The organism is Singulisphaera photorubra, from assembly GCF_045290345.1.
Taxonomy (GTDB): Bacteria; Planctomycetota; Planctomycetia; order Isosphaerales; family Isosphaeraceae; genus Singulisphaera.
This window is the reverse complement of record NZ_CP155447.1, coordinates 4,428,292-4,440,459: the sequence shown is the minus strand read 5'-3', so window position 1 is coordinate 4,440,459 and position 12,168 is coordinate 4,428,292. Positions and strand designations below refer to the sequence as shown.

General features: G+C 60.1%; 9 protein-coding genes. 4 read left to right on the top strand and 5 right to left on the bottom strand.

The genetic code is table 11. The features are described from left to right. Nucleotides 1-31: 31 nt before the first annotated feature. Nucleotides 32-1,984: a sulfatase-like hydrolase/transferase gene (locus V5E97_RS16845; protein WP_406700457.1), complete on the bottom strand. Its 1,953-nt coding sequence runs from the start codon at nucleotides 1,982-1,984 to the stop codon at nucleotides 32-34. Between the two features lie 580 nt (nucleotides 1,985-2,564). On the opposite strand from V5E97_RS16845, the gene lon reads away from it, so the two are divergent. Beyond that, entirely contained in the window at nucleotides 2,565-5,261 is a 2,697-nt protein-coding gene (gene lon / locus V5E97_RS16840; protein ID WP_475297066.1) for an endopeptidase La, read from the top strand. A gap of 174 nt (nucleotides 5,262-5,435) precedes the next feature. On the opposite strand, the gene V5E97_RS16835 is transcribed toward lon, so the two are convergent. Continuing rightward, nucleotides 5,436-6,032: a hypothetical protein gene (locus tag V5E97_RS16835; protein ID WP_406700456.1), complete on the bottom strand. Its 597-nt coding sequence runs from the start codon at nucleotides 6,030-6,032 to the stop codon at nucleotides 5,436-5,438. A gap of 458 nt (nucleotides 6,033-6,490) precedes the next feature. Here V5E97_RS16835 and V5E97_RS16830 point away from each other — a divergent pair, with 458 nt between their 5' ends. After that, the gene (locus tag V5E97_RS16830) at nucleotides 6,491-7,171 is read left to right on the top strand and encodes a copper homeostasis protein CutC (RefSeq protein ID WP_406700455.1); all 681 of its coding nucleotides are present in this window, start codon (nucleotides 6,491-6,493) and stop codon (nucleotides 7,169-7,171) included. 355 nt (nucleotides 7,172-7,526) lie between these two features. Here the strand turns inward: V5E97_RS16830 and V5E97_RS16825 are convergent, their stop codons facing one another. Further along, a complete protein-coding gene (locus V5E97_RS16825) occupies nucleotides 7,527-8,183 on the bottom strand; it encodes an HAD family hydrolase (RefSeq protein ID WP_406700454.1) in 657 nt (218 codons plus the stop codon). A gap of 188 nt (nucleotides 8,184-8,371) precedes the next feature. Between V5E97_RS16825 and V5E97_RS16820 the strand changes: the two genes are divergently transcribed. Both V5E97_RS16820 and V5E97_RS16815 read left to right on the top strand, forming a co-directional pair. Continuing rightward, nucleotides 8,372-9,385 carry a sugar phosphate isomerase/epimerase family protein gene (locus V5E97_RS16820; protein ID WP_406700453.1) on the top strand — a complete coding sequence of 338 codons (1,014 nt, stop codon included), beginning with the start codon at nucleotides 8,372-8,374 and terminating at the stop codon, nucleotides 9,383-9,385. 158 nt (nucleotides 9,386-9,543) lie between these two features. Next, complete coding sequence (locus V5E97_RS16815; protein WP_406700452.1) at nucleotides 9,544-9,738, top strand: hypothetical protein; 195 nt, start codon at nucleotides 9,544-9,546, stop codon at nucleotides 9,736-9,738. A gap of 62 nt (nucleotides 9,739-9,800) precedes the next feature. Here V5E97_RS16815 and V5E97_RS16810 read toward each other — a convergent pair whose 3' ends face one another. Both V5E97_RS16810 and V5E97_RS16805 read right to left on the bottom strand, forming a co-directional pair. Then, entirely contained in the window at nucleotides 9,801-10,583 is a 783-nt protein-coding gene (locus V5E97_RS16810) for a sigma-70 family RNA polymerase sigma factor (RefSeq protein WP_406700451.1), read from the bottom strand. Between the two features lie 237 nt (nucleotides 10,584-10,820). Further along, nucleotides 10,821-11,918, bottom strand: a complete 1,098-nt coding sequence (locus V5E97_RS16805; RefSeq protein WP_406700450.1) for a DSD1 family PLP-dependent enzyme — start codon at nucleotides 11,916-11,918, stop codon at nucleotides 10,821-10,823. Between the last annotated feature and the right edge of the window lie 250 nt (nucleotides 11,919-12,168).

Sequence of the window (12,168 nt, the reverse complement as noted above, 5' to 3'; positions counted from 1 at the left end):
CGACAAATACAAATCCACTGATTCGTGGATATTACTTGGTGGCCTGGGTCGGCACACTGCGGCTGAGTTGGCCCAGTTCCTGGCGAAATCGGTCCATCTCGAGGCGGAACTCCGGAACGCCCGCGAGGTTGTCCGATTCGATGGGGTCGTTCGCAATGTCGTAGTATTCCTCGCGGCCGCCACCACCTCGAATGTAGACACGTTTTCGCGTCATCAGCGAACTAACCGGCCCAAGGGTAGACGGTATCTGGTCCGTCCGAGGAAACCGCTTCAGGTGCTGGACTTCGCAGAGCACAGGGGATGTCTCCGGGACCTGTTTCACGTCATCGCTCAGGAACCGAGCGAGGGAACGGCCGGGGAACGGCATTCGCGGATTCGACTCAACGCACGCGGCCACCGTCGCGGGGATCTCGCGGAGACTCACTGGATCGTGAACGATTTTGGCGGATGACGAGATCGGCGATTGCGATCGCGAGGGCGGGATGATCAAGAGAGGCACATGCACCTCGTCTCGATAGAGGCTAAGGCCATGGCCAAGCAGGCTATGCTCACCGAAATGCTCGCCGTGGTCGGACGTCAGGATCACGAGTGTGTTATCCAGCAGGCCACGGCGTTCGATTTCATCCATGAGAAGGCCGACCTGGCGATCGAGATAAGCAATGGAGCTCTCGTAAGAATCGCGATACATCTCAATCGCTTCGGCTTCGACATTCTCGGGAACAGAATCGGCTGTGGTGGTCTTTTTCACCGACCACGCCGCGAATCTCCTGTCAATCTCAAGTTTTTCCTCGAGCGATAAGGCTGCCAACCCAAAGCGGGGGTCAGGACCGTCGGGGGGGAGGAACGGAGTGTGCGCGTCGTAATAGTTGAGGAAGAGGAAAAATGGCTGGGCAGAGGGGCGCTGAACAAGCCAATTGAGGGCGTCTCGATTGATCATCTCAGCCGTCTTCCGAACCGACGTCAACCAATCGTTGCCCCCGGCCGGGTAACCCAGGGTCTTAATGAGGTGTCTGCCCAGACCGGAACTCCGGATCGTCTCGAAGAGAGAGATTGTCAGGTTCTCGTAAGCGTCCTCATACCGGGCGAATCCTCGGCCGAGTCCGAAGGCGGCATTGCAATAGTAGGTATTGCCGACGAATCCGGCCGTCGCATACCCTTTTTGACCCAGGATTTCGGCCAAAGTCGGGTAGGTATCATCGAGCGGCCGGTCCCACCCCACGGAAAGCTCGTGAGGCCAGCGGCCGGTGAGCATGCTCGCGTGCGTCGGTAGGGTCCAGGGAGCCGTCGAACTGGCCTCCGAGAAGACGGCCCCTTTGCGTGCCAACCGCTCCAGGTTCGGCGAAGTCGGGCGGTTATGGCCGTAAAGGCTCAGGCTCGACGCACGGACATTGTCGAGCACGATCAACAAGACGTTGGGCGCACCGGGCTTCGCGAGCGGCAACCGAGACAAGGCACGGCGTTCGGCCGACGTGACTCGTGCGTAAGTCAGCCCAGTCAACACGACCAGGCCTACGGCCATCACCGGGAAGCTTACCCGTATCACCTGGCGGAAGACTCGAGGCCGATTTTGAAACCAACGTCCGCTCACGGAAGCGATCCCGCATGCCAGAATGATCGCGGAAATCGCATAAATTCCTTCGATGAGCAACACAAGGGCCAAAGTGCCCAGCGCGATCGGAAGACGCAAGGTGAACCAGCGCGTGAACTTCGGCAAGATCCAGGCAAGCGGAACGATCAAGAGGCCGATCGCGGCGAAGATCAAGACGTTGGAAACAGGCACCATCCAGATGAAATGCCGGTTTATCCGCACCATGGTGTCGGAGACCTGCGGGACGAGAGCCAGCCGCGATAGAATCAGCCCGAGTTCGAGCCAGCCGGTGAGAAAGCCAAACCATGTGATCGTCAACAGCGGGCCTTCCCAAACCCCAGTCGACTCCGCGTCCGTCTCGGGGCGGCAGTGACTTCCCACTGAGGTAGATGGCATAAGACCTTCCCTAAGATCAATGCGGTTATCGGGATAGACTCAAGTCGACACCCACGCACCATGGAGAGGTGAATCCGCGTTCGCAGGCTTCTCCCGGCAGCGGAGAAGAACGTTGTCGCAGATTACACAATGTCGGATTACCGAAAAGGTCAAAATGTTTGATTTTCGGAGAAGGCTAGCCCCAATCCTCCCGTACTAACAAAGACGCCCAAAAGTTATTTATGCTATTCATGTCTTAAATAAATTACACTTATCGGCATGAAGTTTCTGTCGACGGGGCTTGAATCGTTGCTCCAGCCGTTGAACGAATTTCTGGGGGACGTGACGGACTGGCCTCCCGATTTCACGGGTGGCCAAGCGGGGGATCCAAGTCAGGGAGGTCGAAGGACTCCGAAGTCGGGGTCGTGAGGACATCACTCTGCCTCGCACGAGGGCATCCTCAGAGATGTGCTTCAGGGAATGCAGGACGAGCGGCCTGGAGCAGGGGTCATCAGAACGAGTTTGGTGACTTGTGAGTCGATGCGCCTAGAATGAACCGAGGGAGCGCCGAGCCGGGTTCACTTCGAGGAGTTGGATCGAGTTGACCGACGGAGCCTCGTCCTGTGTGCTCCGCGGGTTTGCCACGAACAACTGGACAGCCGACAACGTAGTACTTCGGGACACGAGAAAAAGGCGACGATACCCGGAGATCGAGATTTTCACCGGGACGAAAGGACAGGTGAATCCATTGGCCAACACATTATCACTCCCCGTCCTCCCTCTCCGAGGAACGGTGATCTTCCCTGGTTTGACCGTACCAATCGCTGTCGGGCGACCGGGAACTCTGCGAGCGATCGAGGCGGCGATCAAAGGCGATGGGCTAGTCTTCGCCGTTGCCCAGCGTGACCTGGCGGAGGAGCCCACGCCAGAGCAACTGTACTCGAACGGCGTCATTGCCCGGATCGGTCAGATCCAGCGCGGGTTGGGCGGAGCCCAGTTGCTCCTCCAGGGGGAAGAACGTGCCTATGCGCTCCAATTTGACGCCTCCGAAGGCTTCCTGAAGGCGACCGCCTCGCCCTTGGCGGAAATGCATCCGCTCAATCTGGAAGATCCGGCCTTCGCGGCTCTCTATCGAGAGACTCGCGAACGAGCCATGGAGTTGGGTGAACGCCGAGGGCTTCCGGAGGAAGTGCTTCATCAGGTCATGGATTCCGTGACCGACCCTGGCCGGTTCGCCGACCTTGTCGCAGGCTACATCGAGTTGTCTCTGGAAGAGAAGCAGACCCTGCTGGAAACCCTCGGCGTCGAGGAGCGGCTCCGCCGCGTTCTGATCCTGGTCCAGCGCCAGATCGGGATGCTCGAGGCGCAAGATCAGATCAAGTCGCAGGTCCAGTCTGAGCTGGGCGAGCGACAGAAGGAGATGTACCTCCGCGAGCAGATGAAGGCGATCCAGAAGGAGCTGGGCGACGACGACCAATCTCGCGAAATGAAGGACCTTCGTGCCAAGCTCGCCGCCCTCGAACTCCCCAAGGACGCGAGAGCCGAGGTCGACCGCGAACTTGGTCGCCTGGAGCGGTCCGGACGCGAGTCGATGGAAGGGCAAGTCATCCGGACCTACCTCGAGTGGGTTGCGGAGTTGCCCTGGAACACCCGTTCCGACGACGATCTCGACCTCAAGCACGCCTCAAAGGTGCTCGATGAGGACCATTACGGCCTTGAGGATGTGAAAGATCGGGTCCTCGAATTCCTCGCCGTCCGCCAGCTTAATGCCCGGCGGCTCGCCAAGGAAGTCGAGACGACGGGAGAGGCCCAGATCTGCGCGGTCGAGGACGAGGAGCGTCCGATCAAGGATGCCACCGAGGCCAAGGCTCGGGCGATGGCTCGAGGTCCGATTCTTCTGTTCATCGGCCCACCAGGCGTGGGCAAGACGTCGATCGCCAAATCGATCGCACGAGCGCTGGGGCGAAAGTACGTCCGGGCCGCGCTGGGAGGCGTCCGCGACGAGGCTGACATCCGAGGGCACCGGAGAACTTATGTGGGGGCGATGCCCGGGCGGATCATCCAGGCCCTGAAGCACGCCGGCACCAAGAACCCGGTCTTCCTCCTGGATGAAGTCGACAAACTGGGCGTTTCTCATCAAGGCGACCCCGCCAGTGCGTTGCTGGAGGTGCTCGACCCGGCCCAGAACGACTCGTTCACCGACCATTATCTGAACGTCCCATTCGATTTGAGCGAGGTCTTGTTCATCGCCACGGCGAACTTCATTCAGAACATTCCCGCTCCCTTGCTCGACCGGATGGAGGTGGTTGACTTCTCAGGTTATACCGAGCGTGAAAAGGCCGAGATCGCCAAAACCTACCTCGTTCCGAGGCAGATCGCGGAGTCCGGCCTGGCCGAAGAGCAGGTGAGCTTCACCGACGACGCCGTGATGGAAGTTGTCAGCCGATACACCCGGGAGAGTGGCGTCCGCCAACTCGAGCGGCAAGTCGGTGCTGTGACCAGAAAGCTGGCCCGACGGATCGCGGCGGGCGAAACTGTCGAACGAACGATCACTCCTACGAGAGTTCGCGAGCTTTTGGGGCGGCCCCGGGTCCATCCGGAGCACGTCGGCGCGGCCAACGAGGTGGGAGTCGCGACCGGGATGTATTACACCCCCAGCGGCGGCGACATCATGTTTGTTGAGGCCGCAATCCGGAAGCTGCACGGTTCGAGCTCCACGGAGGGAACGGTTCCCTACGGCGGTTGGGGCAACGTCAACTTGATTCTGACCGGCCAGCTTGGCGACGTGATGAAAGAGTCGGCCAGGGCGGCGACCACTTATGCGGCGAACCATGCCCCTGAATTGGATATCCCTCCGGACCGACTGGGCTCGATCGAGGTGCACGTCCACGTTCCCGCCGGAGCGATCCCCAAGGACGGACCGTCCGCGGGCGTCGCGATGGCCACGGCGATCATCTCAGCCATGTCGGGTCGACCGGTTCGCCGAGACGTTGCGATGACCGGCGAGATTACCCTTCGAGGGCGAGTCCTGCCGATCGGTGGGGTCAAAGAGAAAGTGCTGGGAGCCCACCGGGCTGGCTGCACCCACATCCTCGTGCCCAAGGATAATGAGGCCGACCTCGACGACCTTCCCGAGGACGTCCGCCAGGCCTTGACGTTCCACTGCGTTTCGACCCTTGATGAAGCCCTCGAAATCACCCTCTCTACCTCGGCCTTTTCGGGGCCGTCGGGGACGACTTACGAGGGGCGAACCAGGCTCGAAGATTCCGGATTCGCGGACCGGCGCATCGCCATCTAAGCTTCTTTCCTTTGCTGTCTGAGCATGTGCGGTGCACCCACCATGACCAAGCGATCTCGCGTGGTCATGGTGTTTTTGTTTTTTGGGGGTGGAATGACAGACACTGAGCAGCAGCATAAACAAATGCTAGATTGTTGCGCGTCCGCTGTCTCTTGAAGACGCGGGTGAGAGAGTTCAACGGGCCTTCTTCGTGGTCGTTCGTTTCGCGGGCGCTTTGGTCGGCTTGATTTCGGGCCCCTTCGAATTCGTCCCCTTGGTCTTGAGTGCGGGGGTTTTCGCCTTCGACGCAGAGGAAGTCTTGGGTTCGGGCGCCGTGAGTACAGGCTCGGATTTGGATTTCGACTTGGAAGTGGGGGCCTTTGGCTGAGCGGACTTGCTTTTTGGGCTCGAAGGCTGGATTTTCGATGCGGATGCCTTCGTCTCTACGGTCTTGCTTTTCGGAGTCGAGGCTTCGACCTTTGGGGCGGGCGTTTTCGGCGTAGCCGGTTTGCTCGTCGACTTCAGGGCTTGTGGCTTCGACGCTGAGGTCTTCAAGGTGGCGGATTTGCCTTGGCTCCGCGGCGCTTGCACCGTCGAGGCCTTCGACTTTACCTTCGCCCGACTTGACGACTTTGGTGTTGTGGACAGGGAGGGGAGGACGGCTCCCAGCCCGGCGATTGCGTTTGAACCCGCCTCCTTGATGGATTCCGCTCCGTCAACGATGACCTCGCCAATCGACTCGAGCGCAGTGCCGACCTTCTCGATCACACTCTTCTTCTTCGCCTTGCTCATGGATACCTCGAGGAATAGGGTTTCTCGATGAACGCTCTGGTGAACCCGATTGCATTTGGATTGCGCGGAAAGACCCTGATTCCCATTCAATGGCTCGGAGTCAATCGCGGGTCCGTGGTCGAGAGTGGATAACGCATCGTCCAGACAGACAGCCCTGTGTCTGGCCCGACGATAACGAAGAACCGTTGAGCGTGATTCGGTTGGGATGATCCTGGCTTGAGGGAACACCCGTGCGATCAGTTCCTCTCAATAAAAACTCGATTACCGTCGGCCACGTCGCTGGAGAGCAACGGCGAGTCGGCTTGGAGTGCCTCGAATATGGAGACACACAAACGCCGAGGTCGGGACCATCGGAATAAAGCGGAAATCCAAAGAAAGGTATCGTCCAATACGGGATGATTCTTGATGGGACAGGTCAATGCGCGGCCCACGAGACATCAATGGAGCAGGGAGGTGCCATGAACGTTGTGGTTGAGATATGCGTGGAGGGGATCGAGTCGGCTCTTGCGGCCCACACAGGGGGAACCGACCGAATTGAACTCTGCGAGAACCTGGCCGTCGGCGGTGTGACGCCGAGCATGGGTTCGATCGCTCTCGCCTGCCGGCGTCTGGCGATCCCGGTCCACGTTCTGATCCGGCCCAGGGGAGGTGATTTCGTCTATACCGACGCGGAGTTCGAGGTCATGCAACACGACATCGCGATGGCCAAGTCGCTTGGCGCCGCGGGTGTCGTGTTTGGGCTCCTGCGACCCGACCGCTCGTTGGATCATGAGCGACTCGCTCACCTCATGACAGTGTCCCATCCCCTGGACGTCACCTTCCATCGCGCGTTCGACGAGATGAACAACCCCCTCGAAGCCGTCGAAGCACTGGTCAGCCTGGGGGTCGAACGAATCCTGACCTCTGGGGGGGCCGTGAGAGCTGTGGACGGCCTGATTCGGCTCGCCGAGTTCTCGCAGCAGGCAGCCGGTCGAATCGCAATCGCAGCAGGGGGACGCATTACCGAAGCGGACCTCCCGGCGATCCTCGGGGCAGGCCTGAAAGAAATCCACATCGGCTCGGCGGCATGCACTGGGAACAGAATCGACGCCGATAAGGTCAGGCGAATGGTGGAGGCCGTAAGGACGTGGCCTCTTTGACACCTTGTGCCAACCGAAATGTGCTTGTGTTTAAACCTGGAGAATCCCAATTGTGTGCGAGTGTTATCCTGTGAATAACAATAAATCGATTCAAATCACTTGTGTGAGGCCGTTAGGCAAGGCCGGGGATGCAGCCAGACTTGACGAAAATAGCCTGCGGAGACTGGGACTGGCGGTCTCATGGAACTGATGTTGAGGCCGAACCCGCGCTCGACATTGTGGGATGGGCGTGGATCGAGCGCCCGTCGGATGGCGTCGATCCAGGAGACTGCATGTCGAAATCCCTGGATCGGGCCGACACCGACACTTGATGACGATCAACGCGGGGCTCGTCCTGAGTTGAGGTTTTAGACCATCACTCGCCGAGGCCGAGAAGAGAGACGACCTTCGGCAAATTCGTCAGGTCGTCCACGAAGTCAGACGAGCCCACCCACTCGCCGCGAGGCAGGCGATGCCCCACCGCCACACTCTGAAGGCCAGCCGCATGGGCTGAGGCGAGACCGGTCGCGGAGTCTTCCAGGGCGATCGCTTCACCGGGTGCGACGCCGAGTTTTTTGAGGGCAAGGCGATAGCCCTCGGGGTCGGGTTTGACGAGGGTCACGTCCTGCTTGCCGACCACCGTCAGGAAGTTCTCTACCAGTCCGGCGGCCTTGAGGACGATCTCGATGTTTTCTCGCCATGTCGTCGAGACGATGGCGAGTTGAACTTTTCCGGTGAGTGACCGGACCAAATCGACGACGCCTGGGTAGACCCGGGGAGAGGCCGTCAACATCGCGGCCGTCAACTCTTGCTTACTGCGGACCCAACCTTCCACATCACCTTGCTCGATCTTGCGGTGAGCGAACAATTCAGTGAGGAAAATCCGGTCGTCGACCTCGACGGCACGAGCGCAGACCTCGTCCGGGACCTCCCAACCTAGCCGCGCAAGGGTGCGCTGCCAGGCGGCGATGTGAATATTCTCGGTGTCGGCGATGACGCCATCGAAGTCGAAAAGAATTGCACGTGTGGGCATGGGGGAAAAATCGCTCGTCGGGGCGTTCGATGACCGTCCGATGGTTGGATTATCACCATCGGAGCCCGAGGCCGTCAAATCGTTGACTTTCCCGCCAGAGGCCCCTATGGTTGCCTTTTTCCCCACGACACACTTCCGCCGTGTTCCACCGGCGCGATTGATCACCCCGTTCCGCGAGGCACGCACCAATGGCACGACCCGTCACCTTGTTCACTGGCCAATGGGCCGATCTGACGCTGGAAGTGATCTGCCAGAAGGCTAGCCAGTGGGGATACGACGGTATCGAACTTCCCTGCTGGGGCGATCATTTCAACGTGCAGAAGGCACTCCAGGACGACAACTATTGTCAGGAGCGGCACGACCTGCTCGCCCGCTACGGCCTTAAGTGCTGGGCGATTTCAAACCATCTCGTCGGCCAGCTCGTGCTTGACATCCTTGATTCAAGGACCGACGACTGGGTGCCCCCCGACCTCCGAGGTAACTCCGAGAAGAAGCGAGACTGGGCGATCCAGGAGATGAAGGACACCGCCCGGGCTGCCCGAAAGATGGGAGTCAAGGTCGTCAATGGCTTCACTGGCTCGTCGATCTGGCATCTGCTCTATTCGTTCCCACCCGTGCCCGACTCGATGATCGCCGATGGCTTCAAGCTCCTGGCCGAGCGGTGGAACCCGATCCTCGACGTTTTCCGGGAATGCGGGGTCAAGTTCGGGCTGGAGGTCCACCCGACCGAGATCGCGTTTGACCTCTACACCGCGGAGATGGCCCTCAAGGCGCTCGACTTCCGCCCCGAGTTCGGCTTCAACTTCGATCCGAGCCATCTGCTCTGGCAAATGGTCGACCCGGTCGCCTTCCTCCGTGCCTTCCCGGACCGGATCTATCACGTCCACGTCAAGGATGCCGCCCTGACGCTCGACGGCAAGTCGGGGATCCTCGCCTCGCACCTCAACTTCGGCGACTCTCGTCGCGGGTGGGACTTCCGTTCGCCCGGCCGTGGCCAGGTCAATTTCGAGGAAATCACCCGCGCCCTCAACCAGCTCGGCTACGAGGGGCCCCTCTCCGTCGAGTGGGAAGACTCGGGCATGGATCGCGAATACGGGGCGGCGGAAGCCGCACGTTTCGTCAAGGACAAGATGGGCTTCCCGGCCTCGGGACGTGGCTTCGATACCGCCTTCGCCGACGCACAGGCGCCCGCCAAGCGCTAAAGCCATGGACGAGGCCCAAGGAATGGCCGTCCCAGACACGCCGCGCTTGACGCTCCGCTCACAACTCAGAACACTAGAGAGAGCGATTCAAGAGAGCGGCGTGTCTCGCATTTTTGGATTGACTGACTCGCCCTCTCCTCCCCACGGAGTTTTCCACGATGAGCGGTCCGATCATTCGCAAATACGGCTTCCCCAACTTCGAGAATATCTTCGGCGCGCGCGAGCTGGAACACGGGGTCGACGAGCAGGCCCAAGCCGAAACCAAAGCCCCCGCGACCTCGGAGCCGAAGCCGGAATCCGCCAGCACCAAACCCGCCCCAGCCAAGTCGGCCGCGAAGGGCAAGACTTCGTAACAGGTGGATGGTGATCCGTTTTTGAACGTGAAAATACCGGCCCTGATGCGCAAAAAAAAAGATCAGTCGAGCAAGTCGGCAGTGAGCGTATCCCGGAGCTTCTGAATCACCCGGGTCTTCTCGTTACTGACTGTCTTGGGGGCAACGCCCCACTGCGACGCGATCTCGGCCGGTGTTTCACCCTTGAGGGTCGCGTAGATCAACGCGGCCTCACGAGGGTTGAGCGACTGGTCAATGGCTTCTTGAAGCGCGTTCCGCCAACCCGCTTTGGCGTCTTCCTCGGTCGCAGACCCCGCGGCAACGGCGGAGTCAAGGGGCTGGAAGGTTCGTTCCCGCTGTGCTCGTTTCTTGACCGTGTCGATGGCCCGGAAGAAATCAGGGCCATCAGCCGTCTCACGGCTCAAGACGTCGCGAATCCCCACCTGGCCAATCTCGGCAAGCAACGAGTCGAACCGGCTGCGCCCAAAGTTCTGGAGTAGGGTTACATAGACGGCCTGCGAGCAGTCGTCATGCATCTGGACCGCGACCCCCGCGCGATACCAGGCCCGGCTGAGATAGCGATTCAACTGAAGCAAGCCGGATGAGACCGCTTCAGGATCATTCTCCTGCGTCGACGCACCCAGGATATCGGCGAGATGTGTCTGCCCGAGTGCTTCGTCCCAGGCGGCGTCGGACAAAGTGGACGAAGGAGCCTCGAAGGGCGGGGGGGAGAAAATGACGTCGCGTTCAACGGCCAAGTCAGGAAGTGTCTGCGCGGCGCTACTCAGAAGCCGGAGCGCTTCGAGCGCCTCGACTGCCGGTTGGTAGGATCGCCGTTTCTTCCCGTCTCGATTGCCGCTAAGCACGCATTTCCCTCCTCGGTTTCTCGCGCAAGTCATTCCACTGGGGAGCGAGATTCCATTCTCCCCCGCGCACACGCCAAGTCGAACCTAATAACAAACCTTAGGATGTGATTTCTGAACCGCAAACCCGCTGCGTTGCCAACCTATCCAATTCGCTCCCATCGTTCGAGATCAATTCCCACCGACCTCTCTACAATGATAGCATGCACGCATTGGCAAGTCGAGGGTGCCTCGCATAAATCACTGGAGCATTCCCCGGGCCAACAGCGGCCAGACCACTTCCACCTGGCCCCAGCGATGGCCGAGGACTCGGTCATGGAGTACAAAGGTAAAATCGCTATATCCGGGGATGACGGCCACTTTTTTTCCGATCGGAAAATCTTCGCCGGGGGCGATTTCGACAACGGCATGCTCGGCCGAGAGGCCAAGAATAGGGCAATTGTCGTAGTCTCGCAGAATCGGAGGGGTTCGATAGGAACTGACAGATTTCTGGCCAATGTCGAGGATTGCGCGGTCGGGAGCAGGTCGGCTCACCACGGTGGCCAGGAGCGAGAGTGCGGGCCAGTGTCCCTCAACTCCGCAGACCTGCGTGTAATATTGACAAGCGAAGATCCCTCCGCCTGCCTGGATCTCGGTAATTCCGGGAAGATCCGCGGTGAATTGATAGGAGCCGGAACCGCCGGCGGAGATGATCCGACAGGCAAGCCCCTCGTGTTCGACCACCTCCTTGGTGCTGAGGAGGATCCCGATGGCCTCCTGAATCGCCGCTTGCTTTTGCAGACGGTCGGGGATCATCAAGGTGTGCCCCTCGTATCCCATGAGCCCATCGAAGCGAAGCCCGGGCGTTTCGGAAACGAGTCTGGCCAGTCGGAGGGCGTCCGCCGCAGAAGCCACCCCGCAGCGATGCAAGCCAAGGTCGACGTCGACGAGGATTCCGATCGTGACCCCGCAGATGCGGGCGGCTTCGCCGAGCGGGGCGATGTGGTCCACGTGGTCTACGGTCGCTTTGACGTCGGCGTAGCGCTGAAGCGCAGCGAGCCGTTTTGTTTTGAGGGGACCGACGACCAGGTGGGCGATGAGGATATCATCAATCCCCGCGGCCGCCATGACCTCAGCCTCGGAAACCTTGGCAACGGTGACACCGATTGCGCCTGCTTTTCGTAATTGATGGGCAATTGCGGGGGTTTTGAAAGCCTTAGCGTGCGGCCGCCAGGCCACTCCCCTGGACTTGAGGTGCTCGGACATCTTGGCGATGTTCTGTTCGAAGCGGTCGAGGTCCAGGAGCAGGGCCGGTGTATCAAGCTCCTCCACCGGAACGCCGATCGCGCTAAGCTGCATCAGGAGATTCCTCGGTCTAGGGCTGAGTCGACCCGTCGGGGAGGTTCGGCATCTCTGGGTAGGAGGCTGTCGAGAGGGCGTTTGTTCGCTCTGGCCTTGATCTTTTCCCCTTTGGAAGCGACCCGCCCGCAATTGGCTGAGAATTACGGGCGGGTCGCTCCACGGTCCCAAGGGGAAAGAACGATGAGCGTAATCCCGGAGTACCCTTTCGTCAGTCAGGCGCAACGGCCAACCTGACCTACGCTGGTCG

Bases quoted from the DNA above. Each gene is read 5' to 3' on its own strand.
- V5E97_RS16815 (WP_406700452.1), top strand. From the start codon at position 9,544: ATGAGCGGTCCGATCATTCGCAAATACGGCTTCCCCAACTTCGAGAAT.
- V5E97_RS16845 (WP_406700457.1), bottom strand. From the start codon at position 1,984: ATGCCATCTACCTCAGTGGGAAGTCACTGCCGCCCCGAGACGGACGCG.
- V5E97_RS16820 (WP_406700453.1), top strand. From the start codon at position 8,372: ATGGCACGACCCGTCACCTTGTTCACTGGCCAATGGGCCGATCTGACG.
- V5E97_RS16825 (WP_406700454.1), bottom strand. From the start codon at position 8,183: ATGCCCACACGTGCAATTCTTTTCGACTTCGATGGCGTCATCGCCGAC.
- V5E97_RS16835 (WP_406700456.1), bottom strand. From the start codon at position 6,032: ATGAGCAAGGCGAAGAAGAAGAGTGTGATCGAGAAGGTCGGCACTGCG.
- V5E97_RS16830 (WP_406700455.1), top strand. From the start codon at position 6,491: ATGAACGTTGTGGTTGAGATATGCGTGGAGGGGATCGAGTCGGCTCTT.
- V5E97_RS16805 (WP_406700450.1), bottom strand. From the start codon at position 11,918: ATGCAGCTTAGCGCGATCGGCGTTCCGGTGGAGGAGCTTGATACACCG.